This window comes from Planctopirus sp. SH287, assembly GCF_056500625.1.
Genome location: NZ_CM151403.1, coordinates 3430746 through 3455552 on the forward strand (window position 1 = coordinate 3430746; position 24807 = coordinate 3455552).

Sequence of the window (24807 nt, forward strand, 5' to 3'; positions counted from 1 at the left end):
TTGGTCATTTTCTACCTGATGGTTTAGATCTCTCGCTGTCTCATGTCACGTCACCCTGAAGCACCCCCTTCTTCAATTCGTCGGGAACCTTCCATCGAAGGTGAACCTTACGGTCGAGTTACCTTCACAGATGCCAGTGGAGTCCGTTTACAACGTGACCTGCTGCGCGGTTCACTGCTGGTCGGCTCGGCCCACGGTTGCGACTTGCGCCTGCGTGCCACAGATGTGGCTCCGCAGCATTGTCTCATCTCCCGGGATCAACGGGGTTTGGTTTTACGAGACCTGGGAAGTGCTGCCGGAACACGCCTGAATGGTCACTCCGTCCGGGAAATGTGGCTCCAGGATGGAGACCAGATTCAAGTGGGATCGTTTGAGCTTAAAGTCGAGTCAAATCTTTTGGACTGTTCTCCCACAGTCTGGCAACTCGAACACTATCGTCTGGTTGAATTACTGGGATCGGGAGGAATGAGCTGGCTGTTTGGCGCTCGCCATACGGCCACAGGACAAAAGCGTGCTCTCAAGCTGCTCCCCAGCCGGTACTCTCAACGGATGTTCGATCATTTTCAGCGGGAAGCAAAGGTCGGAATTGGGCTGGTTCATCCGCAGATCATTCGCACGGAACGGATTGTTTCCTGGAAACAACACTGGTTCATTGTGCTGGAGTTATTTGAAGGAGCCAGTCTGGCAGAACTTGTCAGCCTGCATGGGCCAATGCCGTGGCAACTGGCTTGCCATTTTGTGCGGCAGGCCGCTTTAGGTGCTCATTATCTGCACTCTGCGGGGATTGTGCATCGTGATTTGAAGCCGGGGAATCTTCTGGTTGCTTATGACGGCAATCTCAAGATCATCGACTTCGGTCTGGCTCTCTTGCAGGGGGAAGACCTTTCTCACGAGCGTGTTGACGGGAAGAGTCAGATTCTGGGGACTGCCGACTACATTTCCCCAGAGCAAACACGCGACAGTGTCCACATTGACGGGCGAGCCGATATCTATAGTTTGGGTTGCGTTTTCTATTATCTGCTGACTGGCCAGCCTCTTTTCAACCGGGCGACAGTTTCTGAAAAAGTCAAAGCTCATCGACAGGATACGTTGCCAACTTTGGCGGAACAGTTGCCTCATCTTCCCCGGCAACTGCAAGAGACCTTAATGGAAATGCTGGCCAAGAACCCCAACGATCGCCCGGCAACCGCGCAACTGGTGGCTGAACGTTTAACACCCTGGTCAGTCCGCAAGCCTGTCGATTTTGATTTTCCTGAACTTCTCCGTGCCCGCTGGCAACAGGCTCATCGGCGGTTAAAAGAGTGGGTCGAACGACAACAGAGTGTCCTGCTGGACGATTCGTCGGAGGGCTTGGACAACACGCGAAATGGTCTCAGTGACGCATCGCGGTCAAACGATTCCAATCGCCCGGTCGAGCTGGCTATCTTTGAGGCAGTTCTTAAAACGCAATCTCCCGGAGTCCCACAGATTCAAGCGGCTTCTTCGCACAACAGGGGGACGACCCGACAGGCTTCTGAAACGGTTTCAAAATCATTGTAATAGCCGTCATCGTTGATCAAGTTCTTCGCCGGGCCGTTCACATCTGGCACCTTGTTTCAGGTGGACAAGTTTCAGCGTTTAGCCCACTTTTGATCTTTGGGGATTGCCGGGGAAACGTTTGAGCGATTTGATCGCTCTGTGCCGGCGATGTGGTATTTTCCCTGAGTCAACGCACTTTTCCCGGCAGATCAGGAATTGCAGTTTTCTCTGGAGGAATGAATACTTCAAAAATCACTTCCTGCCATTCATCGACCAGCGTTTTTGACTGCAATTTCCTTACACAAAGGTTCAGGGATGACTCAACTGACCGGAATCGACCGTCGCATCCAGGAGTTGGGTCTGGAGCTTCCTCCCCCTCCACAACCGGGTGGTGTGTATGAGCCGATCGTGATTGTTGATCAGCTTGTCTATGTTTCAGGGCAAGGGCCGCGCTTGACCAGCGGTGAACTGATTGTCGGTCGCGTGGGGGCTGATATTGTTGAGACGGAAGCTTATATCGCCGCCCGTGCTGTGGGGCTGACCATGCTCGCCACACTTAAGCAGCAACTGGGTTCGCTCAATCGGATTGAACGGTTGATCAAGACGCTGGGGATGGTCAACTGCGTTCCGGAATTCACCAATCATCCTCAGGTGATCAACGGGTTCAGCAACCTGATGGTTGAGGTGTTTGGTGAAGTGGCGGGCAAAGGAGCGCGCAGTGCCGTCGGCATGGGATCACTTCCCAGTAATATTCCCGTGGAAGTGGAAGCGATCTTCCAGCTCAAAATATGAGGCTGCCGTTGTGACTGACGCATGAAAACTGCTCGTTAGATCGAAGGGCGTGCCTTGCCCAGAATCACCAGCAGGAACGTGGCGACGGGGCCAAGAAGTAACGACAGGAGCCACCAGATGATGCCGCTGCGATCATAGGCCCGCGCCAGGCCCGCATTAATCAACGAGAGAGTTCCCCAGCCTACAGCAAATTGCGCACGATCATCCATCAGTCGATCTTTCTGAAACGCTGCAGGATCAGTGGAACAGGATCAGAGGAACAGGATAACGGTCTTCGGTGTTCGTTTACCGTTGATAGATCGGCAGATAGCCATTTTCAATCAAGAGAATGGTGCAGTTCATTGCCGTGGTATAGACCGGGCCGACATGCCCCTCTTTCCAGGCTCCGTTTGCAGACTGCTTCCGCATGATTTCTCGAGAAATCTCGGTGAAATACTTGGCCCACTTTTCATCGCCCAGTCGGTATTGCACCTGAGCATAATAATAGTGCGTATAATGCCAATGACCAAAGAACTGTGACTGATTGCCTGACCCGACAATGTTCTTCTCGCAATACTTAAGCAGCTTTTGTGCGAGTGCATCGTCGTTGGCTTCACCGGAATTAAACAGGCAGGCAATCGCCGCTGCGGTAATCGGCGGACGGGCACCGCCCCCTTTGATGCTGTACTGCACCCCGCCATCGGCTGTCGTGCATTTATTGATGTATTCAACCGCTCGGTCAACGACTTCTTTCGGAACAGGAATCCCCGAGTTGCGGCAAGCCCGCAGTCCCTGAACCTGAGTCACACAGGTGGAACCTTCATCGAAGTCGTTCCCATCTTTCGCGGAAACATAGCCCCACCCTCCGGCAGTGGTCTGGGCTTCTCCACAAAACTGAACCGCCTTGATCAGCACTTCCTTGAGCCGATCCCGGCGACGGGCATCTTCTTCTTCGCCAAAAACCTGCGAAAGAAAGAGCATCGAGAAGCCATGGCCATAGGTATAATGATAATCGTTCTTGTAGCCGATCAGGCCGTTGGGCTGAGACATATCCAGCAGATAGTCCACTGCCAGACTGATGTTTTTGGCATATTTCCCGCGCGTCGTCGTGCTTCCCTCGCACAGCATGGCGTTCCCGGAGAGAGCGGTCATCGCGACACGATACTGCCCGCCGTTGGCTTCCCAATAACCCTGGCGGTGCTGTTCGGAAGCCAGAAAATCCAATCCTTTCAGGGCAGTCAGCCGCACCTGTGGATCTTTTTTATCCGCGCGGGCCTCGTTCCCGGCAACGAACACCATGCCAACCGCGATCAACAGAATCGATTCCCAGTGAATGAGACGACCCTCTTTAAAAGACAACTTCATCAGGCACCTCCGACCACTCATCTGGGCATTCCCGTGAGCCGATCGTTTTTCTCTACAAAAAATCCCCAATATTGACGGTAACTTGCACTTGCCCACACCGCAATTCGAGTTTCCCGGCCATTTGAACTCGGGAAGCTCATGAACCCGGGAAGCTCAATGGGGAATCAGCGACAATTCCACCACGGCTGTGATAGGCTGAAACAATGTCGCGCGTCACAGGCCATGATACGGCCAAGGGGTGCACTTTCAGCAGGTTTTATCCTGCCCGCGGCGAGAAATGAGTTTTTCTTCACCACGTTTATGCCGCGAGGCAGAACGTCTCTCTGTATGATCGAGCAAGGTATCGCAGCATGTCTTCAAAAATTATCGGCTTTATTGGCTCGGGGCAAATGGCGACCGCGCTCAGCCATGGTTTTGTTTCCAGTGGATTGGTGAAGCCGGAAGAGATTGTCGCCTACGACGTTTACGCTGCTTCTGCAGAACGGTTTGTCCAATCCACGGGTGGTCGACTGGTCGCCAGTATTTCTGATCTGGTGAACGCTGCTGATGTGATTTTCCTGTCCGTCAAGCCGCAAGCCATGCCAGTGGTGCTCAAAGAGCTGTCGAGTCTTCCTGCGGCTCGTGAGAAGCTTGTGATCTCGATTGCCGCCGGGATTACGCTGGGCACGTTGGAAGCCGGGTTGGGTGGCACGGGTCGGATTGTGCGAGTGATGCCCAACACGCCTGCGCTCGTGGGATCGGGGGCATCGGCATTTACTCTTTCTGCGGGAACACGCCCCACTTCCCCCCATGGCCCTGGCGATGCCGCCATTGTTCGTGAACTGCTGGAGACTGTGGGAGTGGCGGAAGAGGTTCCAGAAACGTTAATGGATGCCGTCACAGGACTTTCTGGCAGCGGGCCTGCTTATGTCTACCAGATCATTGAAGCGTTGAGTGATGGCGGCGTCCGTGTGGGGTTGCCTCGTGCCACTGCCACTCGTCTGGCTGCACAGACGGTACTGGGGGCTGCTCAAATGGTGCTGAAGACCGGTGATCATCCCGGTGCTCTTAAGGACGCCGTCACCAGTCCGGGGGGAACGACGATTGCTGGCTTGCATGCGATGGAAGCCGGGGGAGTTCGTGCGGCTCTGATGAACGCGGTTGTTGCAGCAACAGCGCGTGCCAAAGAACTGGGCAAGCCTTCTTAATGCTTCTTGCTGAAAACTGGATAACGCCAGTGGATGACTCGACTGAAAATTTTCGTGACTGGTCATCAAAGCACCGATCATCAGGTGAAGTTTTCAGGGAAATTTCTGTTGCATCAAAACACTCGCGACTTTTGATGCGATCTGCGTTAATCTCTCACCTCTCCTACCGAATCGGACTCTTTGTCTCCCGCAAAAGGCCTACCGCATGTTCTGTTCTTCGCTCACTACGCGGTCTGAATTGATCTCCCTTGCGATGGCAGGTCTCACTGCCATGCCTGCCTTTCTCATTGCTGGAACCCTGCTGGCGGCGGACGCGAAGCCCGTCTATGAAAGCCCGCTGGTTTCAGTGGCCACGCCGGGCCAAAGTGTTTCCATTGACGTTCCTTTGAAAGGCGCCAAGGAACTTTATCTGGTCGTGAGCGATGGTGGAGATGGATTCGGCTGTGACTGGGCCAACTGGGTTGAACCTACGCTCACAACAGCCACAGGGACGATGAAACTCACTGACCTCAAATGGACGAAAGCCGAGGCGGGTTTTGGAGAGGTGCGGGTTAATCGGAATAGTAGTGGACAGGCCATGTCGGTCGCGGGACAGCCGGTCGCATTTGGCGTAGGAACACATGCCAATTCGGTCGTCTCGTATCAACTGCCCGAAGGTGCCCTCCGCTTTCAAGCCAAAGGAGCCATCGACGATGGCGGGGCCAGGCAAGGCTGTGGCAGCACCATGAAATTCGCTGTCTACACCCAGGCTCCTCCCCTGAAAGTCACTCAACCGACGGGAGCGGGTGCTGGCAGTCGGGAATTGGATAATGCCGTCAGCCAACTTGATGCTGGCGAGGGGTTGGAAGCGAAGCTCTTCGCGGGCGAGCCGATGATGCTCAACCCGACAAATATCGATATCGATCCTTTTGGTCGCGTCTGGGTCTGCGAGGTTGTCAACTATCGCGGACACAACGGCGAACGTCCCGAAGGGGATCGTATTCTGATTCTGGAAGATACCAATGGCGACGGTGTGGCCGACAAGTCCACCGTTTTCTATCAGGGACGCGACATCGACTCGGCCCATGGCATTTGCGTGCTGGGAGATCGTGTGATTATCTCGGCCGGTGACAGCATCTTCTCGCTCTCTGACCGCGATGGCGACCTCAAGGCTGATCCCAACAGCAAAGAGTTGCTTTTCACGGGAATTGAAGGGAAGCAGCACGATCACGGCGTGCATGCGGTCGTTTTAGGCCCTGATGGCAAACTCTATTTCAACTTTGGAAATTCGGGGCGGCGGCTGAAGGACAAGGACGGCAAAGTTGTGATCGACCTTTCCGGCCGCGAGGTTCACGACCATCGCAAACCTTATCAGGAAGGGATGGTTTTTCGCTGCAATCTCGATGGCTCCAACGTAGAGACACTGGGTTGGAATTTCCGTAACAACTGGGAAGTCTGTGTCGATTCGTTTGGATCGATGTGGCAGTCCGATAACGACGATGACGGCAACCGGGGTGTGCGGATTAATTATGTGATGGAGTTTGGTAACTATGGTTACCGGGATGAATTCACAGGTGCCGGGTGGCAACAACCCCGCACCAACATGGAAGCGGAAATTCCCTTGCGGCATTGGCATCTGAACGATCCCGGCGTCATGCCCAATCTCATTCAGACGGGAGCCGGCTCACCCACGGGAATTCTGGTGTATGAAGGCCAGCTGTTGCCAGAAATCTTCCGCAATCAAATCATTCATTGCGATGCCGGCCCGAACATTGTCAGGGCTTATGTCGCTAAACCAGACGGCGCTGGGTACACGGCTGAAATGGAGACGGTTCTGGAAGGCAAACGTGACCAGTGGTTCCGTCCCAGTGATGTTTGCGTGGCTCCGGATGGATCGTTGATCATTGCCGACTGGTACGATCCCGGCGTCGGTGGTCACCGTGCGGGCGATGTGGAAAAAGGCCGCCTCTTCCGTGTGGCTCCTCCCAACAGTCCTTACAAATTTCCCAAACCTGATTTCAGTACGATTGAAGGGGCGATGGCACAGCTTGCCAGTCCCAACTTGTCCGCTCGCTCGCAGGCTTATCTGGTTCTCGAAAAGATGGGTGAGAAAGCCCGGCCAGCACTCATTTCCCTGTTTGAAACCTCGCAGGAGCCACGTCTGAGGGCACGGGCTTTGGGACTGCTCAAAAAGAACACCGATGTTCTGAACAAAGCACTCATTGACCGTGATCCCAATATTCGTATTGCCGCCCTTCGCCTGTTCCGTCAGACCTATCAGCCGGTTGCGGGTTCACACAACACAACCGCTTTGACATCGGCCCTCGGTACTCTCGGCAATGACCCGAGTCCTGCCGTCCGGCGCGAGTGCCTGGTCGCCTTGGCTACCGCACGCGCTTCTGCCAGCGAAACACTTGGCAAAGGGATGCATGTCATCCCGCAGAAGCCATTGCTCTGGGCCAATCTGGCACTTCAGTATCAGGGAAATGATCGCTGGTATCTCGAAGCTCTAGGTGTTGGTGCTGAAGGTGACTGGGACGCTTGCCTCGCGGCTTATCTGAAGGCCAATCCTGAGGCTGCGGGGACACCCACAGGCCGCGATATCGTCTGGCGATCTCGGGCCACGCAAACCCCCGAACTTCTGGCCCGGATCATCAGCGATCCCAAGACGCCTGCTGATGAACTCCCCAGATATTTCCGGGCTTTTGACTTCCTGACTTCGCCAACTAAAGATGAGGCGATTGCTCAACTGGCCTTTGCGACTCAGCCCGCGCCTGATGGCCGGGACAAGCTGATCTTGGCAGAAGCGTTGGGGCGGCTCAAAACGTTTAATCCTGAACAAAACCCTTCCCGAAAAGCGGCTTTGGCGAAGGTGGTTGAAACGACTCGTGGAACGCCAGCCTATGTGATTCTGGTTGATCGTTTTAGCATGCAGAACGAATATCCAGAACTCATTGCGTTGGCGACCCAACAGGCCGACACCCAGTTGGGAGTCGATGCGGCTCGTGTGTTGCTGGCAAAAAATCAGATCCCGCTCATTGAGTCAGTGCTCATCCCTCAGGTTCCCGGTGAGACACGTGGAGTCGCCATTTTACGGGCGATTGGAAATGCTGGTGGTGGTGAGGCTGTCAAATTGCTCGGCAGGCTTGCTCTGGAGGATAAGCAGTCTCAAGACGTCCGGATGGAGGCCATTCGAGGGTTAGCCAAGTCGCCGCAGGGAGCTGAGCAACTCCTCAACCTGGCCCGTGATAAAAAGCTGAGTGCGGATGCCTTTGCTGTGGCGGGGTTTGCCGTTCAGACGGCGAATCATCCCAAGCTGAAATCTCTGGTGGATGCGGTCTTTCCGCCTCTCCCTTCCCGCAATGACAGCCCGCTTCCGCCCATGGCCCAACTCGTTAAGAGCAAGGGGAATTCCACGAAAGGCCGTGAGGTCTATTTCGGCGTGGGAACCTGTTCCAAGTGCCATCAAGTCGGCTCTGAAGGAAAGGATGTCGGGCCGGCCTTGACGGAAATTGGTTCAAAGCTCAGCCGTGAAGGGATGTTTGAGGCCATCCTCTATCCCAATGCCGGGATCAGCCACAACTATGAAAGCTTCGTGGCAGAACTCGCAGACGGAACTTCAGTGATCGGTCTGCTTGTCAACCAGACGGATCAGGACGTTTCACTGAAGGGAGCGGATGGCTTGGTGAAAACAGTCAAACGCAGCGATATTGAAGAGTTGACCAAGCAGAAAATTTCACTCATGCCCGCCGATCTTCAGAAACTGTTGACTTCACAGGAACTCGTGGACTTGGTCGACTTCCTCCAGACATTGAAAAAAGTGGGAAGTTAACGATTGTTCCCCGTAGGCATTATTGCTCAGCGATGTAAAATCCCTGAGAGATCTTTCAGCTGACAGGTGACACAATTTCAAAAGGTGAAGGTCAACGATGAAGTCTGACAATTTTTTCAAACGTCTGGTCAATACCGGCTTGGGTTTTTTCTTTGTGATGACTGCTCTCGTGGCAGGACTGAGTGAGAAGGAGGGCGCGATGTCCACATTTGCTGCCGATCAGGCAAGTTCTATTTATAAGCACAAAGTGAATACCATTACCGGCGACCCGGTCGAACTCTCCAAGTATCAGGGCAAGGTGGTGTTGTTCGTGAACGTGGCGAGTGCCTGTGGTTATACAGGCCAGTACAAGCCACTTCAGGCCATCTCTGAGAAGTACAAAGATCAGGGGCTGGAAGTCGTGGGTGTCCCCTGCAACCAGTTCGGTGGGCAGGAACCCGGTTCGGCTGATGAAATCCAGACCTTCTGTTCCAACAAGTATGGTGTGACCTTCGATTTGCTGGCCAAAACCGATGTCAATGGCCCGAAAGCCTCGCCGCTGTACGTTGACCTGAAGGCCCAAAGTCCTAACGGGACAGGGGACATTGGCTGGAATTTTGAGAAGTTTCTTGTCTCCCGTGAGGGGAAAGTCATTGGTCGCTACAAATCAGGAGTCAAACCTGACTCCAAAGAACTGGTTGCCGCTATTGAGGCTGAACTCGCTAAAAAATAGTTAGCACTTTCGGATATGTTGATATAGCTGGTGATTGTAAATAGTCATCAGCGACATAATGGAAAGAGGCGATTCCCGCTCGAAATTCCTTCGAGCGGTCTGATTTCCACTTGATTCATGGCGTTTATCACGAAATGCTGGACAGCTATCGATAGCGAGTTCACCTGCACGGAGCTGGCAGGCTCGTTGAAAGTATTGGATCGGGCAACGTATGCACACTCTGTTGCTCATGGGATGGGTCTTCGCCACTTTGGGTTGGCAGAGGCCGATCGTGGCTTCGATTAATCATCTCTCGGCCAAACCTTTTTCCCAGCGATTGACCCGTTTCATCCATCTGACGCTATTTGCCTGCGCGGGAATCATTGTGCTGGTGGGATGTGCGGCTTTCGCAATTCGCTGTCTGGCACTGGAACCTGTGACTCCCTCTATTCTGGAAATTGGCTATCTTTCCCTGGGCCTGCTTCTTTGCGGCTGGTGGCTCAGTGATGCCATCCAATGGCAGATCATCAGTCGGCAGGATTTTGACGAAGAAAGATATTTCAGTCGCGTCTCATGGAAAGAGGCGTTGCAGGGACACCCCGAGGCCTCTCGCTGGCTGCGATTGCCAGGAAATGAGTCACTGATGCTGGAGGTGGCTCAGCGTTCGTTGCGATGTGAAGGTTTGCCGGCAGCTGCCAGTGGGCTATCGATTGTCCATTTTTCGGACGTCCATTTCCGCGGAGGAATGCCGCTGGATTACTTTCGAGGGGTCTTTGAAGAACTTGCTCGTCTGCGTCCAGACGTTTTTGTCTTCACCGGTGACTTGCATGATGATCCCGAGTGTTTGAAGTGGGTTCCGGAATTATTCGGAGCGCTGCATGCGCCTCTGGGTTGCTATTTCATCCTTGGCAATCACGATTGGTATGCTGATACCGTACAAGCCCGTATCGTATTGGAAGATGCCGGGTGGATTGACCTTGCCAGTCGCGTGCTCCCACTGCGCGACCCTAGCGGCGAGATTGTCATTTCTGGAACAGAGTTTCCGTGGATGGGGACATTGCCACCTTTGGCGGCCATTCCCGAAGGCCGATTTCGGATTCTGGCATCTCATTCTCCCGATGTCTGGCCCTGGGCACAAAAGAATCAGGTGGGACTCATGCTGGCGGGACATACGCATGGAGGCCAGGTGCGATTGCCCATTCTTGGCCCGGTCTTTGCCCCGAGCGTTTATGGTGTTCGGTATGCGGGCGGCCTCTATCAGTTGCAGCAGATGTATCTGCATGTCTCACGAGGCATTTCAGGAAAAGATCGGATCAGGTTTGGCTGTCCGCCTGAAATCACACGATTTGTTTTGAAAAGCAGCCCACGGATTGAGATGGCTAACACATCCACCGCAGAAGCTTCGCATTAAGAGCCTGTCCGGAAACTCTCAAATCCTTCTTCCGCTTGCGCGTTGATGACCTCAAAACATGCTGTGTGCGAAGTTGCAGGCATCGCACACAGAGCGTTACTTCAAATTGAAATCCGTATAACACGCATTTAGCGCGATAAAAAAGTTGAGGGAGAGACATGTCACATCTCTCCCTCAGCTTTCGAGTTTTCATCAGGTCACCGACATGCAGTGACACTGCGCTGAAAGGCCTTAGGTCAGGCTCTTTTCCAATTGCATGTTGAGGCAAAGGCCGCGGATTTCATTGTTCAACACTTCAAAGCTGGCAGGTGTGCCGGCCTCGAGAGTGTTCTCACCCTTGACCATCGATTCGTAAATCTTCGTCCGGCCTTCCACATCATCGCTCTTCACGGTGAGAAGTTCCTGAAGAATGTAAGCAGCACCGTAAGCTTCCAAAGCCCACACTTCCATCTCACCAAATCGCTGGCCACCGAAACGGGCCTTACCGCCCAATGGTTGCTGTGTAATCAGCGAGTATGGGCCAGTGGCTCGTGCATGCACCTTGTCTTCAACCAGGTGATGCAGCTTCAACATGTAGATGTAGCCGACTGTGGTCTTCTGCTCGAACGGTTCTCCCGTACGACCATCATGCAACTGAGCCTTACCATCTTCTGGCAAGCCAGCCTGAATCAGCAGATCGCGGATGGTCTCTTCGAGCGGGCCGTCAAACACGGGGCATTTGGCACGGAAGCCAAGCTTGGCCGCTGCCCAACCCAGGTGAGTTTCCAGAATCTGGCCCACGTTCATACGGCTCGGAACGCCCAGTGGGTTCAGGATGATATCAACGGGTGTCCCATCGGCGAGGAACGGCATGTCCTCGATCGGCAGCACCTTGGAGATCACCCCTTTGTTTCCGTGGCGGCCGGCCATTTTATCACCGACCGAAATCTGACGTTTCTGGGCCACGTAAACCTTCACCATCTGCAGCACGCCGCTTGGCAACTCATCGCCACGCTTCATGGTGTTCAGCTTGCGGTCACGATCGTCGATCGCTTCTTCGACCGGGCCCCAGTGCTCCTTGATGACTTTCTTGCAATCAGCCTTCTTCTGTGGGCTGCGGAGATCAATAGTCTCGAAGCGGTGCATGAATGTTTCAGCATAACCCGCCAAGAACTTGGCATCGTCCAGACGCCCCAGGTCACGTCCGTCGTCATCCTGAAGTTTCTTCTCGAGAGGAACTTCAAAGTGAGTCAGGAATGTCTTGAACGCGGCTGCAATCAGATCGTTACCGGTCTCTTCTACGCGCTTCAGGTCGGTTTCAAACTTCTTACGGTCTGACTCCGACAGGCTCATCCGGCGAGAGAACTTCTCGGTATGAATGACGATCCCTTCGACACCGCTGGGAACTTCCAGCGATTCGTTTTTCACGTCTTCCCCCGCACGACCAAAAATCGCGTGGAGCAGTTTTTCTTCTGGTGTCAGTTCCGTCTTGGCCTTTGGTGAAACCTTGCCGACGAGAATGTCGCCAGGCTCAACGCGAGTGCCCACATGAATCACGCCATCATCATCAAGGTGACGCAGGGCTTTGTCGCTGACGTTAGGGATATCGCGAGTAAACTCTTCGCGCCCCAGCTTGGTTTCACGAACTTCGACATCAAACTCGTCAATGTGGATCGACGTGTAAACGTCTTCTTTGACCAATCGCTCAGAGAGGATGATCGCATCTTCAAAGTTGAAGCCTTCCCACGACATGAACGCGACAAGCACGTTACGTCCGAGAGCCAGTTCACCATCGGCGACAGCGGCACTGTCGACAAGGATTTCGCCTTCTTTGACCTTCTGGCCGACCGAAACGACTGGAGTCTGATTGAGGCAGGTTCGTTCGTTAAGTCCGGTGTATTTGCGAAGGGCTGTTCGTTTGCCGTCAATTTCGATCCAGTCACCATCGACATAGGTCACTTTGCCGGATTTCTCGGCGCGGAGCACCATGCCGCTGTTTTCAGCAACAGGCCCTTCCAGGCCGGTACCAACAAGAGGTGGTTCTGCAATCAGCAGAGGCACACCCTGTCGTTGCATGTTAGATCCCATGAGCGCGCGGTTGGCATCGTCGTGCTCAAGGAAGGGAATCAAACCGGCTGAGACACCCACCATCTGGCAGGGTGCGACATCGATGTAATTGACCTGAGAAGCGGGGAGCCAGAGGAAGTCGTTATGGTGACGGCACATCACGCGCTCATCGCGCATTCTGTCATCAGCCACTGGCGTATCGGCTGGTGCAATGTAAACGTGGGATTCTTCATCAGCACGCAGCCAGACAATTTCCTCTGTCACTTTCTTATCAACCACCTTGCGATAAGGGGTGATCAGGAAGCCGTAATCGTCGACCTTTGCGAAAATACTTAAACTCGAAATCAGACCGATGTTGGTACCTTCGGGGGTCTCAATCGGGCAGATGCGTCCGTAGTGCGAAATATGAACGTCGCGAACTTCAAAGCCAGCTCGCTTGCGGTTCAGACCACCAGGCCCGAGCGCACTCAAACGGCGTTCATGAGTCAACGTTGCCAGAGGATTGGTCTGATCAACCACCTGGGAGAGTTCGCCGCGGCCGAAAAAGAAATCAATCGCTGCGGAAACACTCTTGGGGTTAATCAAAGAACGTGGTGACATTTCCTCCACATCCTTGAGGCTCATCCGCTCCTGAACTGTTCGGCGCAGTTTCAGGAAACCCTTGCGGAGTTCTTCCTGAGCCAGTTCCTCAATGGTACGAAGACGGCGGTTCCCCAGGTTATCGATATCATCCACATGTGCTGTCGCATCACCGGAGCGAAGCTTCATCATGTAACGGATCGAGTTGATGATGTCCTCGGGACGGAGGGTCATCTCGGTGTCGGGGACGTCCTGATCAAATTTGCGGTTAACACGGAAACGACCCACGCGACCAATTCGGTAGCGATTGACGTCAAAGAACTTCTCTTTGAAAAGTTCAATGGCTTTTTCCAATTGTGGCGGGTTGCCGGGACGTAAACGCTGGTAAATTCGGAGCAGCGCATCTTCATGGCTGTAAGTCGAATCTTCGACCAGACTATCCATGATCATCGGGTCATCAGACTTCTCGGCGATCGAGATGGATTTGATACCTGAGCCGGAAATTTCTTCGGCAAGGCTCTTGGTGATCACATGGCAGGCTTCACAGATAATCTCGCCAACCCGCTCGTGTCCGCCCGGGTAGACAATGTCATCAGCAGCATGCTTACCAGAGGCGTGCTCGATAAACTGAGCATCAGCAACGTTGAGCGTCACCACGTTATGAAACAGCTTCACCAGATCACTGGTGCGACCGTAAGCGGGATCCATCGCCCGCAGAAAAGTCATAGCGCTAAATTTGCCAGACTGATCGATACGAACATTTAACGTATCGCGCTTACCGATGTTCAGTTCGATCCAGCTGCCACGTTCCGGAATCACACGGCAGGAAAAGGTCTTCTTTTCACCTGGCTCAGCGGACATCACAAAGTCAACACCAGGAGAGCGGTGCAACTGGCTGACAACCACTCGCTCGGAACCGTTGATGATGAACTCACCACCGCCGATCATAATTGGAAGGTCACCCAGATAGACCTCTTCTTCGAGTGGCTGCTCTTTCATCAGACGCAGCCAAACACGGAAGGGACGACCATAGGTCAGGCGAAGCTGACGGCATTCCAAGGGTGTGTATCGCGGCTTGCCGAGTTCATACTTAATGTACTCAAGGCGATACTTTTCGTCATAACTTTCGATCGGGAAGACTTCGCGAAGGATGGCTTCGATACCGTCATCAGCCCGCTCTCGTGGCTCGCTCTCCAACTGGAGAAAACGATGATAAGAAACCGTTTGAATCTGCGTCAGCTCGGAGATGGCAAACTCGCCTCGGATTGAACCGAAATGACGTGTTTCGCGGGTCTCGATTACACGCTGAGCTGGATTGGGCATGCGAGGCTTCCTGTAACAACTGAAATGCAATGTTCTGATGAGCAAAGCTGAAGCTTGTCAGAACCATCGACAAAAGCAGGGTCAACCAAAATTCAACAAACACAGTCGACTATGAACGGAATCAATTGCGCGAACATTGGGATTTGGCAGCAATCGAGCAGTGACTCATAAGGCAAAGGACAAAAACGGCCGCATGGCGCGCGCAAGAACCTTTGTCACCCTGCCAGAATAACACGCCAGCAAATAACCGCAACTGTCAAGAGGTCTTCACAAGAAAACACTGATGAGTCAAACCGCCAGCTACTCAAAAGCATGAAGGAATATGAATCGAGGAGATTCATAAAACAACAAGTACAAGTGATCAAAACCTTGGATGGCAGGAAACGAAACTTGCAGCGACAGTCTATAAACCATCGCTGCAAGTTAAGATGTCAGCCAAAGGGTCGAGCCTGGCAAACTGACTTCATTTTAGATGGCACAGAAAAAGTGAAACCTTCAATGAGCCATGAAATACTAGAACAAACAGGAGAGATCGCTTCTATGCCGCCGACACAAGTCGGAAAACATTAACCCGACAGGGCGAACGCCACCAGACGAGAAGGCGTACAGATCTCTCTGAAGGCAATTACTTGACTTCAGCAGTTGCACCAGCAGCTTCGAGTTCTTTCTTAAGCTTGTCAGCATCTTCCTTGGAAACAGCGGTCTTGATGGGCTTAGGAGCTCCTTCGACGAGGTCCTTAGCTTCCTTAAGGCCGAGGCCCGTGGCTGTGCGAACAACCTTGATCACGCTCAGCTTATTGTCACCAAAACCGGTGAGGATCACATCAAATTCAGTCTTCTCTTCAACGGCAGCAGCAGGAGCTGCTGGGCCGGCAGCCATGGCCACCACAGCACCACCAGCTGGCTTAATGCCATGAACTTGCTCGAGGTAGTCAGCCAGAGCTTTGGCCTGGAGAAGAGTAAGGGCAACAATCTTGTCACCCAGTTCAGTTGTTGAAGCGTCAAAATCAGCCATCTGCCCGACCCTTTCGTAGATCGCACTTACCAAATCAAATTTACTCGAGAAATATTCAAGTCGGCAGAAGCTTCCGCCTATCGTATTTCACGAATCACAGAAATCAAAAACTATTGCTAATTGCCTTGCGGCAAATAAACGCTAAATATCTTTGAGTAGAGCCGAATCGATCAGCAACTCATCAGGAGAAACCTACTCCGTCTTGTCGGCAATGCTCTTAACTTGCCCTGCCACGATTCCACCTGCCCCAAGAAGAGCACCGGCGATTTGAGCACCAGGAGAAAGAATCAGGCCCATGAGCTGACCCAGGACTTCCTTGCGGCCAGGACTCTTGCTGAGCTTGTCGACATCTTCCGCGTTAAGAATTGTTCCGCTGAGCGTACCACCCTTAACGGCAAGATTTTTGCAATCTTTTAGAGAGGCAACAATATCGCGAGCTAAAGCAACGATATCCTCACCACCCCAAACAATGGTGGAGGGGCCCTTCAGTGAGTCACCCAGATCAATGCCTGCTTCTCTCAAAGCAGCACGGGCCACTGAATTTCGCACACCCAGGACGGAAATCTTCTTGGACTGCATGAGCAGTCGCCACTTGTTTGCTGTGACAGCGTCAACTTTAGACGCATCAACAACGAGCAGATCGCGATGTTCGCCCACGGCTGTGCGAATATCTTCAATCATCATTTTTTTTACGAGCTTGCTCATAATATCTCAACTTAGATCAAGCCAAGCCATCCAAAATAATCATTCAAACGGCGGCAATCAGCAAAACCTGGAACAATTCAGTTAACTCAGAAATCCGGTCTTTTAAACAATCGTTCTTATAAGCACCAGATGCTGAAAACAGTCGTGATACGGATCACAGTGTCTATTTAATGGCATTGATGTGAGGGCAACTAGATCGCAGTAACATACACTGCGGGAGTCATACTACCAACAATCACGACATTGCGAATGTACTGGCCCTTGGAGGTCGAGGGCTTGAGTGAGCGAATGTATTTAAGAAACGCTTCAATATTTTCAGTCAGCTGCTGTTCGCCAAAACTCATTTTGCCAACAACACAGTGGACATTTCCACCGTCGTCGACACGGAATTCGACTTTACCAGCGCGGTATTCTTTGACAGCAGCAGCGACATCAGCCGTTACAGTACCGGCTCGCGGAGATGGCATCAAACCACGAGGACCAAGGACACGACCAAGAGGTCCCACTACACCCATCATGTCAGGAGTAGCGATGGCGACGTCGAAATCAACCCAGCCTTCTTTAATCTTATCAGCCAGTTCTTTACCACCGGCGAATTCGGCGCCAGCTTCTTGAGCGACGCGGATATTGTCACCCTGGGCAAAGACCAAAACTCGCTTGGATTTGCCAATACCGTGAGGGAAAACGATCGAACCGCGAACGATTTGATCAGCTTGCCGTGGATCAACACCCAGACGAATGGAGATCGTCACAGTCTGATCAAACTTGCAAGGAGCGATTCCCTTGGGCAGCTTAGCTTCAAGCCCTTTAAGAGCATTGACAGCCTGTGGAAGATCCAGAACACCCACCTTGGACGCGACTTCGCCAAGATACTTCATACGCTTGGAAACATGTGCCATGATTTGCCTTTCGCTTCCCGGAATCCGAATGAATCAGAAGACCGAGTCAATCGCGAGATAATGCACTAATAACAAACAATCAGGTAAAAACTTATTTACTCAACAACTTCCAGACCGACACTGCGAGCAGTACCCGCGATAATGCGGACGGCAGCATCAAGGTCACTTGCGTTGAGGTCGGCCATCTTGGTCTTGGCAATTTCAGCCAACTGGGCTTTGGTGACCGAACCAACTTTTTCAGAACGATGCTTGCTGGCACCCTTGGCAATTGATGCTGCCTGCTTCAGGAGTACGGAAGCAGGGGGGCTTTTCAACTCGAACTTAAAAGTACGGTCATCATAAATTGTAATAACAACGGGAACGATCATCCCGTTCAGCTCTTTTGTACGATCGTTAAACTGGGTCACGAACTGACCAAGATTGACACCATGAGGGCCCAGGGCAGTACCCACAGGAGGTGCAGGCGTAGCCTTCCCCCCTGGAATCTGAACCTTAACCTGAGCCTTGATCTTTGCTTCTTTCTTGGCCATATCTCTTCAGCTTCAACGAATGCCGTGTCAATCAGAACAACACTGCGACGGAGATCCACAGTGTTCAAATAGCGAGACAATTTTCATCAAATCAAGGACGCTCTGCCTGCCAGTATTCAAGTTCCACAGGAGTCGACCTGCCGAAAATTTCAACGAGGACGTTGACTTTCCCGTTCGTCTCATCAATGGAATCAATCGGGCCTTCAAAGCCTTCAAAAGTTCCTTCTTTAATCTTAACGATTTCTCCGACAGTAAATTCAATCTTTACTGAAGGCGAAGGAGTTTCCTGTTTTTGCTCCTGCTTTTGCAGCATTCGAGCAATTTCGTGATCTTGCATGGGGGTTGGCTTGCCGGCCGATCCGGTAAAATCACCAACACCACCCGTTGTTCGAACTACATACCAGGTGTCATCGTTGAGAACCATTTGCACCATCAGGTAACCCGGATAGAGCTTGTATTCAACGACTTTTTTCTTGCCATTCTTGTTCTCAACAACCTTCTCGGTGGGAATCAGAATTTCCCCGAAGAACTCTTCCAGTCCTTCTTGACGAATCCGACGGAGAAGATTGTCGCGAATTGATTTTTCTCGGTTGCTTGTGATTTTCAGCACATACCACAACTTGGGTGACGCATCAGCACTGGACTCCGAGGTGCCTCCCTCGGTGATATCCTGAGCTGAATGCGAATCCATCGTCATGACTAACCTCTTATGACTAACCAAAGCGACTCTTGCTGACGAGCAAACGAAAACAGTGGCAGAAAAAATAAGCCATGGAAGTTCGTCTTAACCATCAGCAGAGCGAAGGATCATGACAACCATGGGACGTTTTTGCAACTGTTGGCGGAGATCGACTTTCTTCATTATCGGTGCAATCGTATGAAACTGCACGACTTAATGGATACTGTGAGATTTACCTAAAACTGCAAAACGCCAAGAAGGCGGAGAATCCATTGCCAGAACAAATCAAAACCAAACAAAACGAGGCTTAAGCTAATTGTCACAAATAAAACAACACCAGTCGCTCTCATTAACTCTGGTCGCTCGGGCCAGCTGACTCGGGCCATTTCTGATTCGACTTCAATGAGGAAATCAGCAAACTGGGGATAGTGAACGAGTCGCCAACCGCACCAGGCGCCGATAGCGGCTAATACGGTAGGAATCCCCAGGCGAATCGCCGGGTCAAAATCACCGAGCAGGCGCATCGATAGCGTCCAGCAGCCGAGCAATACTGCCAGAATAATAGCAGAAGCCGTCAAGTAGCGAACGAGTCGCCCTTGATTACGCTTGTAAGGTACCGAAGAAGTTATGGAGCGCCAAACCGTGGCTGTGGCTGCATTCGCCATTGGGATCCAGTCACATAAAACAAGCGATTGAAAGCAACTATTGCCAGAAAAACATCACAGGAGATCAACCCGCGGGTTACATCACCCTTGTGAGACGACATCTGCCTGAGGTCACTCTTGCCACTGAACTGATGATAGAAAACAGCTGATCGTTATTTCAGGCAGACACTAAAGACAGCACGGGCGGAGGGACTCGAACCCCCAACCTGCGGATTTGGAATCCGCTGCTCTGCCAATTGAGCTACACCCGTAGGATCTAATCGCGAAACGCGGGATGTTTATCCGGCAAGTCAACACCGAGAAACCGTGATTTGGCAATCCTGCGGTTTAGGGTCTTTACTTCTTTCGCGATTCTTTGTGAAGCGTGTGCTTGCGGAGGAGCGGGCAGTATTTTTTGAGTTCGAGGCGCTCTGTTCCGCGAGTTTCTTTTGAAACACGGTAGTTACGCTGTCCAGTTTCCGTGCATTCGAGCCACACAAACTCGCGAGCCATGATTGCCTCTTCCGATCCACATTGCGAAACAAATGACTGTGGGAGTGACCTTCTGAGTCAGAAGACCAGCTACCATGAAAGATGATTTTGTGAAAACAACCCCGCAGTTTTTCAACTGCGGGGCATCACTGACATAATCAGTTGATCTTGCATATCAACAGAATCTGTTGATGAAAGGACTAAGCAAGAATCTTGGTCACAACACCCGAACCGACAGTCTTGCCACCTTCACGGATAGCAAAACGGACGTTTTCGGTCATCGCGATTGGCTTGAGGAGTTCGACTTCCATCTTGACGTTATCGCCAGGCATGCACATTTCAGCACCATCGAGGAGCTTTGAACCGCCGGTGACGTCGGTTGTGCGGAAGTAGAACTGTGGCTTGTAGCCGTTGAAGAACGGGGTATGGCGGCCACCTTCTTCTTTGCTCAGCACGTAAACCTGACATTCAAACTTGGTGTGCGGCTGGATCGAGCCTGGCTTGGCCAGAACCTGGCCGCGCTGCACGTCTTCCTTCTTGATACCGCGGATGAGGACACCGACGTTGTCGCCAGCGCGACCTTCATCGAGAGTCTTCTGGAACATTTCAACACCGGTGCAAACGGACTCAATGGTGTCCTTCAGACCGATGATCTGTACCTTATCGCCAACCTTGAGGATGCCTTGCTCGATACGGCCAGTCACCACAGTGCCACGACCTTCGATCGAGAAAACGTCTTCGATCGACATGAGCATTGGCTTGTCAACGGCACGTTCCGGTTCAGGAACGTTGGCATCGAGGGCGTCCATCAGGTCGCCGATGCACTTGTTGAACTTAGGGTCAGCTGGGTTGTCGAGGGCACCCTTGGCGTTTCCACGAACGATTTGAATGTCATCGCCTGGGAAGTCGTACTTTGTGAGAAGTTCACGGACTTCCATCTCGACGAGTTCGAGCAGTTCTTCATCGTCGACAAGGTCGCACTTGTTGAGGAAGACGACCAGAGCCGGGACGTCCACCTGGCGAGCCAGAAGGATGTGTTCACGGGTCTGAGGCATTGGGCCGTCAGCGGCGGAGACCACAAGGATCGCGCCGTCCATCTGGGCAGCACCGGTGATCATGTTCTTGATATAGTCAGCGTGGCCCGGACAATCGATGTGAGCGTAATGGCGTGTGGCGGTTTCGTACTCGACGTGCGAAACGGCGATGGTCACGGTCTTGGTTTCGTCGCGAACGGTACCGCCCTTGGCGATATCCGAATAGCTCTTGAACTTAGCCAGCCCTTTGGCTGTCTGCACGGCGAGAATGGCTGCCGTTGTTGTGGTCTTGCCATGGTCAATGTGGCCAATTGTACCGACGTTGACGTGGGGCTTTGTCCGCTGAAAAACTTCCTTCGCCATTTCTCCGAAACCTTCTTTGTTGCCGTTTGTCGACCAGCGGAACTTTCCGCCTGTGCATCAAACTGGGGACGACAGAACTTAAGGACGACAATACCTATGGGAACCACGACGGCCCCCACGTCACTCGCGTTGTCTCATCGAGATTGAAAGCTTTCTGAAGGCTTTTTTCTCTTTGTTGAGTTCATGGCGGCTCTGCTGGTTTTTGCAGAACAGCTATAATCTCAACTTTTACCAAGAGCTACCGGTGGGATTCGAACCCACGACCTCGTCCTTACCAAGGACGCACTCTACCAACTGAGCTACGGCAGCAAGCGAAACATGGAATTTATGCCGCCCGTATGCCGGAACAGCTTTAAGACGATGACCCGAATTCTCTGCGTTGTCAACCGAACCAGTGTTCCCACGGTTTCCCGGCCATTAAATCATCTGTTGTGGTTGTGGCAAGGATTGCCAGCAAGCCGCGCAGATGACCTGATAAAGGACGAGATCAAGACTCTTAGCAGAAAGCGGGTGAAGGGAATCGAACCCTCACCACCAGCTTGGAAGGCTGGAGCTCTACCATTGAGCTACACCCGCGTCAGATTTTTGCGAACACTCTTCAGTAAATGGCGGAAGCAGGATTCGAACCTGCGAAGGCAGAGCCACCAGATTTACAGTCTGGCCCCTTTGACCGCTCGGGAATTCCGCCGCTCATTTAACTTTCGATAACACAGTTACTTAGAACTTTCAACCAGGCGAGATATTTCGCTCGGTTGGAATTAAAAAATAACAAAGCTGGCGGAGGGATTCGAACCCACAACCCCCTGTTTACAAAACAGGAGCTCTGCCGTTGAGCTACACCAGCCAATACAAAAAATGCTTTGGCTGTTTTGATACAGATCCGCCGCATGAGTTTTCAGCAAAATTAATCATCGTTGACCGTGTGATTAGTTCTGAAAACTGGAGCGAGAGTATAGCAGCCAGATTGATCGCTGCAAGGTAGACGCATTTTCGAGGAAAACGGCATAATCTGCTACTGGGAAACATGTTATGCGAACAGCGGGTATTCGCTTGCTGAAGATTTGGAGCAAGAAGGCTCATCGGACGGGCTTGCCCTGGTGTAATACCGGTTGTTATGTACAGTCAATTGGGTTCGGCGGCTTGCCACACCCTGAATTCTCAACAACAGTTCCGCTTGTCGCGGCACTCTGTTCAGCCGTCCGTGGGTTGTAGGTTCAGCCGTCCGTGGGTTGTAGACACAAAAACACCAAAAGCAGGTTCGCACTGATTTCTCAAGTGCACCTGCTTTTGGCGAATTGCTGCGACTCGGGTGGGTGACGCTATCTATCCCATGCCAGATTGCGGTCGAAGGCTACTCTATCCCTGGGATGTCCAGATGTTCGTCGGTGGCAATCTTTTTGAGCTTCTTGAGAGCGCGTGCTTCAATCTGGCGGATGCGCTCTTTTGTGACTCCAAAGCGATGTCCGACCTGTTCGAGTGTCTGCGGTTGCTGCTGCAAGCCTAATCCGTAGCGGTGAACGATGATGTCTCGTTCGCGCGTGTCGAGCTGGCAGAGGATTTCCATCAATGCCTCATGTTGCCGATGATTCGTGATTTCATCGCGAAACTGATCGGTTCGAGGGTCCATGGACTGTGTAAAGACCTCTTCGCTTCCTGTGCGGAATCGATCAAGGCGCGTGTTTTCTGCGGGGATGGAACGGGCAAAGTTCTTCATGATGGCCCATGAGGCGTACGTGGAGAATTTGAACCCGCGAGTGTAGTCAAACTTCTCGATGGCTTTGATGAGCGACATATTTCCATCGCTGATCATTTCAAAGAAATTGACCGACGGGTGTGTATGTTTTTTGGCGATGGAGACCACCAACCTCAAGTTACAGCGAATTAAAAAGTTTTTGATTTCGGTCGCCTTCTCTAAAAGCGACTGAATTTCATCCATTAACTTGACCCGGGGCTGCGAGAGAGACAAATCGCCCCTGATCCTGACGGCTTCGGACTTCAGGAAGTTGAGCTTCCGGAAATAGTGAGCCTCCTGTTCCCGTGAGAGAAGCGGGGTTGAGTACAAGCTTGCCAGATATGGCGGCAACCCTGGAGGTGGCTTGGTGATGCCATAACTGGTCGTTGGTGGAGATGTTTCGTTCTCAATCGCCGTTCGGCCCGATGCTGTGTGGAACTCGGGAGAGTCCATGAACTCAATGGACAGATCCATCAGATGCCGGGCGCGAACCTCAGCAATCGTGCGGTACAAGCTGGATTTTGTCCGTTTGAAACGAACGGCAAGATCCTCTATGGCCACACCACGATGGTAGGCCGAAAAGATGTCCTCACGTTCCTCAAGCGACAACACCTCGGTGGCATCGGGGAAGAGAGCAATCGCGGGTTGTTCCCGATCAAATTCTTTAAGCATCAGACGAATCGTTTCTGGAGATCGACGAAAACGCCTTGCGAGACGCTTGTTGATTTCTGTCGGGCCGGCACCAAAGCGGGCCAACCGACGAGCACGAGCAAGAATCTTGCGACGCTCTTCGTCAGAGACCTGACGGAAGCTGGAGCCACGCTCAATGTCGTCGTGGTTGGCTTCGACAAACCGATCAACCGATGAACGCAAAAACGCCACGCGTTTGCGTCCTCCATATAAAAACTTACGGCTGATCAACCCTCGGTCACGCCAGCGGTCAACGGTTTTGGTGCTGACGTGGTACTGGCGGCTCACGTCATCCACCGTCAGAACTTCTTCATCAACCTGCTCGGGTCGAAGCTCTACGGATTCCGACAGATCCTCAATAAAAACTCGCAGATCGTGCACCAGGTCTCCGCCCGGAATCTGAAGATTGGGGTAAGAGTCTGGACGATAAGAAGTCACTTCCTGACAGATTTTCTGCCAGGGATATTCCTCTTTCAAATCGATACGTTGTGCCAACTGTTCGGCACGATCGACCTGTAAAAGGCGCACATCCCGAGGCGAGTATCTCATTTGCTGTTCGGCCAATAAACGTAAGGCCGGGTGACGGTAATTCGACATGATCGGCCCTTTCTCTATTGGCTGGCCACGCTCAAAAATGTCCCGATGACAATTTCAGAAGTTTCACGATTTCAGTAAATCTGCGGTTCTCACCTGCATCTGCTGCGCGTCGGTTCGTGTGCTTTCCCTCCCGCAAGCATTCGGCCTCAGTACACCTGATTTTGCTGTGTTATTTTGAGTCGACTGAATCGCACACGTCGCAGAAAGCGGCGATTATCGTTCCTTGTTCGTCAAGAGCAGATCTCAGGCCATTCTTGAGAAACCTGTCACTTTGATTGTTGAGTCAAACGCCGATTTGACACTTGTCCCCTGAACTCAAAGCCACGCAGGCTTTAGAAGGATGTTCACCGCCATTACTACGAACGAATACCGATCAATTGTGGATCATCTTTCTCGGAACTTCATTTTCTGGTCGAACGGGCAAGAAAAATGATTGGCCGCCCTGCTTTTGATGGCACGTGGCTTCATTTTCCGAAAGTGCGACCTTTCTTCCCAATGACGCTGGATCCCAAGACTCCAAGATTCCAATGACACTGGGAGATCGCAGTGGGTTCGGGTTCATCAACGAATGCGGGCGTCCATGAATGCTTTCGCCCATGAAAACGGCCGGCTTCAGAATCGTGCTGTAGAAATTGTCAGCAGGACGAGGCGTCAGGTGACGTTTGCGGCGAGATCAGGGTTTGATACGAATCGCAACTTGAAATGGCGCGTTGACGATTGCATCA

Annotated in this window: 18 protein-coding genes and 5 tRNA genes; 6 read left to right on the plus strand and 17 right to left on the minus strand. The window is 52.3% G+C overall.

Annotation, left to right across the window (positions count from 1 at the left end; genetic code table 11):
* Window positions 1–42: 42 nt before the first annotated feature.
* Window positions 43–1539 carry a protein kinase domain-containing protein gene (locus SH287x_RS12675; RefSeq protein WP_479514682.1) on the plus strand — a complete coding sequence of 499 codons (1497 nt, stop codon included), beginning with the start codon at window positions 43–45 and terminating at the stop codon, window positions 1537–1539.
* A gap of 294 nt (window positions 1540–1833) precedes the next feature.
* Window positions 1834–2310 carry a RidA family protein gene (locus tag SH287x_RS12680; protein WP_479514683.1) on the plus strand — a complete coding sequence of 159 codons (477 nt, stop codon included), beginning with the start codon at window positions 1834–1836 and terminating at the stop codon, window positions 2308–2310.
* Between the two features lie 35 nt (window positions 2311–2345).
* On the opposite strand, the gene SH287x_RS12685 is transcribed toward SH287x_RS12680, so the two are convergent.
* Both SH287x_RS12685 and SH287x_RS12690 read right to left on the minus strand, forming a co-directional pair.
* Entirely contained in the window at window positions 2346–2519 is a 174-nt protein-coding gene (locus tag SH287x_RS12685; RefSeq protein ID WP_479514684.1) for a hypothetical protein, read from the minus strand.
* A 76-nt stretch (window positions 2520–2595) separates the two neighbouring features.
* On the minus strand, window positions 2596–3654 hold the full coding sequence (locus tag SH287x_RS12690) for a prenyltransferase/squalene oxidase repeat-containing protein (protein ID WP_479514685.1): 1059 nt from the start codon (window positions 3652–3654) through the stop codon (window positions 2596–2598).
* Between the two features lie 350 nt (window positions 3655–4004).
* Here SH287x_RS12690 and proC point away from each other — a divergent pair, with 350 nt between their 5' ends.
* From proC to SH287x_RS12710, 4 genes are all read left to right on the plus strand, one after another.
* Window positions 4005–4841, plus strand: a complete 837-nt coding sequence (gene proC / locus SH287x_RS12695) for a pyrroline-5-carboxylate reductase (RefSeq protein WP_479514686.1) — start codon at window positions 4005–4007, stop codon at window positions 4839–4841.
* A 271-nt stretch (window positions 4842–5112) separates the two neighbouring features.
* Complete coding sequence (locus SH287x_RS12700; RefSeq protein ID WP_479514687.1) at window positions 5113–8652, plus strand: PVC-type heme-binding CxxCH protein; 3540 nt, start codon at window positions 5113–5115, stop codon at window positions 8650–8652.
* A 199-nt stretch (window positions 8653–8851) separates the two neighbouring features.
* Complete coding sequence (locus SH287x_RS12705; RefSeq protein WP_479518706.1) at window positions 8852–9364, plus strand: glutathione peroxidase; 513 nt, start codon at window positions 8852–8854, stop codon at window positions 9362–9364.
* A 211-nt stretch (window positions 9365–9575) separates the two neighbouring features.
* Window positions 9576–10754: a metallophosphoesterase gene (locus tag SH287x_RS12710; protein ID WP_479514688.1), complete on the plus strand. Its 1179-nt coding sequence runs from the start codon at window positions 9576–9578 to the stop codon at window positions 10752–10754.
* A gap of 231 nt (window positions 10755–10985) precedes the next feature.
* On the opposite strand, the gene rpoB is transcribed toward SH287x_RS12710, so the two are convergent.
* The 15 genes from rpoB to SH287x_RS12785 all read right to left on the minus strand — a co-directional run bounded on the left by rpoB (window position 10986) and on the right by SH287x_RS12785 (window position 24082).
* Window positions 10986–14702, minus strand: coding sequence for a DNA-directed RNA polymerase subunit beta (gene rpoB, locus SH287x_RS12715; protein ID WP_479514689.1), 3717 nt, complete (start codon window positions 14700–14702; stop codon window positions 10986–10988).
* 625 nt (window positions 14703–15327) lie between these two features.
* Window positions 15328–15717, minus strand: coding sequence for a 50S ribosomal protein L7/L12 (gene rplL / locus SH287x_RS12720; RefSeq protein WP_479514690.1), 390 nt, complete (start codon window positions 15715–15717; stop codon window positions 15328–15330).
* Window positions 15718–15909: 192 nt separating this feature from the next.
* On the minus strand, window positions 15910–16422 hold the full coding sequence (rplJ, locus tag SH287x_RS12725; RefSeq protein WP_479514691.1) for a 50S ribosomal protein L10: 513 nt from the start codon (window positions 16420–16422) through the stop codon (window positions 15910–15912).
* 191 nt (window positions 16423–16613) lie between these two features.
* Complete coding sequence (gene rplA / locus SH287x_RS12730) at window positions 16614–17321, minus strand: 50S ribosomal protein L1 (RefSeq protein WP_479514692.1); 708 nt, start codon at window positions 17319–17321, stop codon at window positions 16614–16616.
* 95 nt (window positions 17322–17416) lie between these two features.
* On the minus strand, window positions 17417–17851 hold the full coding sequence (gene rplK / locus SH287x_RS12735; protein WP_479514693.1) for a 50S ribosomal protein L11: 435 nt from the start codon (window positions 17849–17851) through the stop codon (window positions 17417–17419).
* A gap of 91 nt (window positions 17852–17942) precedes the next feature.
* Entirely contained in the window at window positions 17943–18548 is a 606-nt protein-coding gene (nusG, locus tag SH287x_RS12740; protein ID WP_479514694.1) for a transcription termination/antitermination protein NusG, read from the minus strand.
* A gap of 218 nt (window positions 18549–18766) precedes the next feature.
* Complete coding sequence (gene secE / locus SH287x_RS12745; protein WP_479514695.1) at window positions 18767–19195, minus strand: preprotein translocase subunit SecE; 429 nt, start codon at window positions 19193–19195, stop codon at window positions 18767–18769.
* 178 nt (window positions 19196–19373) lie between these two features.
* Window positions 19374–19446, minus strand: a tRNA-Trp gene (locus SH287x_RS12750).
* A gap of 85 nt (window positions 19447–19531) precedes the next feature.
* Window positions 19532–19687 carry a 50S ribosomal protein L33 gene (gene rpmG, locus SH287x_RS12755; RefSeq protein WP_479514696.1) on the minus strand — a complete coding sequence of 52 codons (156 nt, stop codon included), beginning with the start codon at window positions 19685–19687 and terminating at the stop codon, window positions 19532–19534.
* 179 nt (window positions 19688–19866) lie between these two features.
* Complete coding sequence (gene tuf, locus SH287x_RS12760; RefSeq protein ID WP_479514697.1) at window positions 19867–21063, minus strand: elongation factor Tu; 1197 nt, start codon at window positions 21061–21063, stop codon at window positions 19867–19869.
* A gap of 236 nt (window positions 21064–21299) precedes the next feature.
* Window positions 21300–21372: transfer RNA gene (locus SH287x_RS12765), tRNA-Thr, on the minus strand.
* A 196-nt stretch (window positions 21373–21568) separates the two neighbouring features.
* Window positions 21569–21639: transfer RNA gene (locus tag SH287x_RS12770), tRNA-Gly, on the minus strand.
* A 30-nt stretch (window positions 21640–21669) separates the two neighbouring features.
* Window positions 21670–21751, minus strand: a tRNA-Tyr gene (locus tag SH287x_RS12775).
* Window positions 21752–21835: 84 nt separating this feature from the next.
* A tRNA-Thr gene (locus SH287x_RS12780) sits at window positions 21836–21907 on the minus strand.
* Window positions 21908–22414: 507 nt separating this feature from the next.
* Window positions 22415–24082, minus strand: a complete 1668-nt coding sequence (locus tag SH287x_RS12785) for a sigma-70 family RNA polymerase sigma factor (protein WP_479514698.1) — start codon at window positions 24080–24082, stop codon at window positions 22415–22417.
* Window positions 24083–24807: the final 725 nt, after the last annotated feature.

What these genes read in the sequence shown, in the direction of transcription:
- SH287x_RS12675 (WP_479514682.1), top strand. Translation starts at nt 43, where the DNA reads ATGTCACGTCACCCTGAAGCACCCCCTTCTTCAATTCGTCGGGAACCT.
- SH287x_RS12680 (WP_479514683.1), top strand. Translation starts at nt 1,834, where the DNA reads ATGACTCAACTGACCGGAATCGACCGTCGCATCCAGGAGTTGGGTCTG.
- SH287x_RS12685 (WP_479514684.1), bottom strand. Translation starts at nt 2,519, where the DNA reads ATGGATGATCGTGCGCAATTTGCTGTAGGCTGGGGAACTCTCTCGTTG.
- SH287x_RS12690 (WP_479514685.1), bottom strand. Translation starts at nt 3,654, where the DNA reads ATGAAGTTGTCTTTTAAAGAGGGTCGTCTCATTCACTGGGAATCGATT.
- proC (WP_479514686.1), top strand. Translation starts at nt 4,005, where the DNA reads ATGTCTTCAAAAATTATCGGCTTTATTGGCTCGGGGCAAATGGCGACC.
- SH287x_RS12700 (WP_479514687.1), top strand. Translation starts at nt 5,113, where the DNA reads ATGCCTGCCTTTCTCATTGCTGGAACCCTGCTGGCGGCGGACGCGAAG.
- SH287x_RS12705 (WP_479518706.1), top strand. Translation starts at nt 8,852, where the DNA reads ATGTCCACATTTGCTGCCGATCAGGCAAGTTCTATTTATAAGCACAAA.
- SH287x_RS12710 (WP_479514688.1), top strand. Translation starts at nt 9,576, where the DNA reads ATGCACACTCTGTTGCTCATGGGATGGGTCTTCGCCACTTTGGGTTGG.
- rpoB (WP_479514689.1), bottom strand. Translation starts at nt 14,702, where the DNA reads ATGCCCAATCCAGCTCAGCGTGTAATCGAGACCCGCGAAACACGTCAT.
- rplL (WP_479514690.1), bottom strand. Translation starts at nt 15,717, where the DNA reads ATGGCTGATTTTGACGCTTCAACAACTGAACTGGGTGACAAGATTGTT.
- rplJ (WP_479514691.1), bottom strand. Translation starts at nt 16,422, where the DNA reads ATGAGCAAGCTCGTAAAAAAAATGATGATTGAAGATATTCGCACAGCC.
- rplA (WP_479514692.1), bottom strand. Translation starts at nt 17,321, where the DNA reads ATGGCACATGTTTCCAAGCGTATGAAGTATCTTGGCGAAGTCGCGTCC.
- rplK (WP_479514693.1), bottom strand. Translation starts at nt 17,851, where the DNA reads ATGGCCAAGAAAGAAGCAAAGATCAAGGCTCAGGTTAAGGTTCAGATT.
- nusG (WP_479514694.1), bottom strand. Translation starts at nt 18,548, where the DNA reads ATGACGATGGATTCGCATTCAGCTCAGGATATCACCGAGGGAGGCACC.
- secE (WP_479514695.1), bottom strand. Translation starts at nt 19,195, where the DNA reads ATGGCGAATGCAGCCACAGCCACGGTTTGGCGCTCCATAACTTCTTCG.
- rpmG (WP_479514696.1), bottom strand. Translation starts at nt 19,687, where the DNA reads ATGGCTCGCGAGTTTGTGTGGCTCGAATGCACGGAAACTGGACAGCGT.
- tuf (WP_479514697.1), bottom strand. Translation starts at nt 21,063, where the DNA reads ATGGCGAAGGAAGTTTTTCAGCGGACAAAGCCCCACGTCAACGTCGGT.
- SH287x_RS12785 (WP_479514698.1), bottom strand. Translation starts at nt 24,082, where the DNA reads ATGTCGAATTACCGTCACCCGGCCTTACGTTTATTGGCCGAACAGCAA.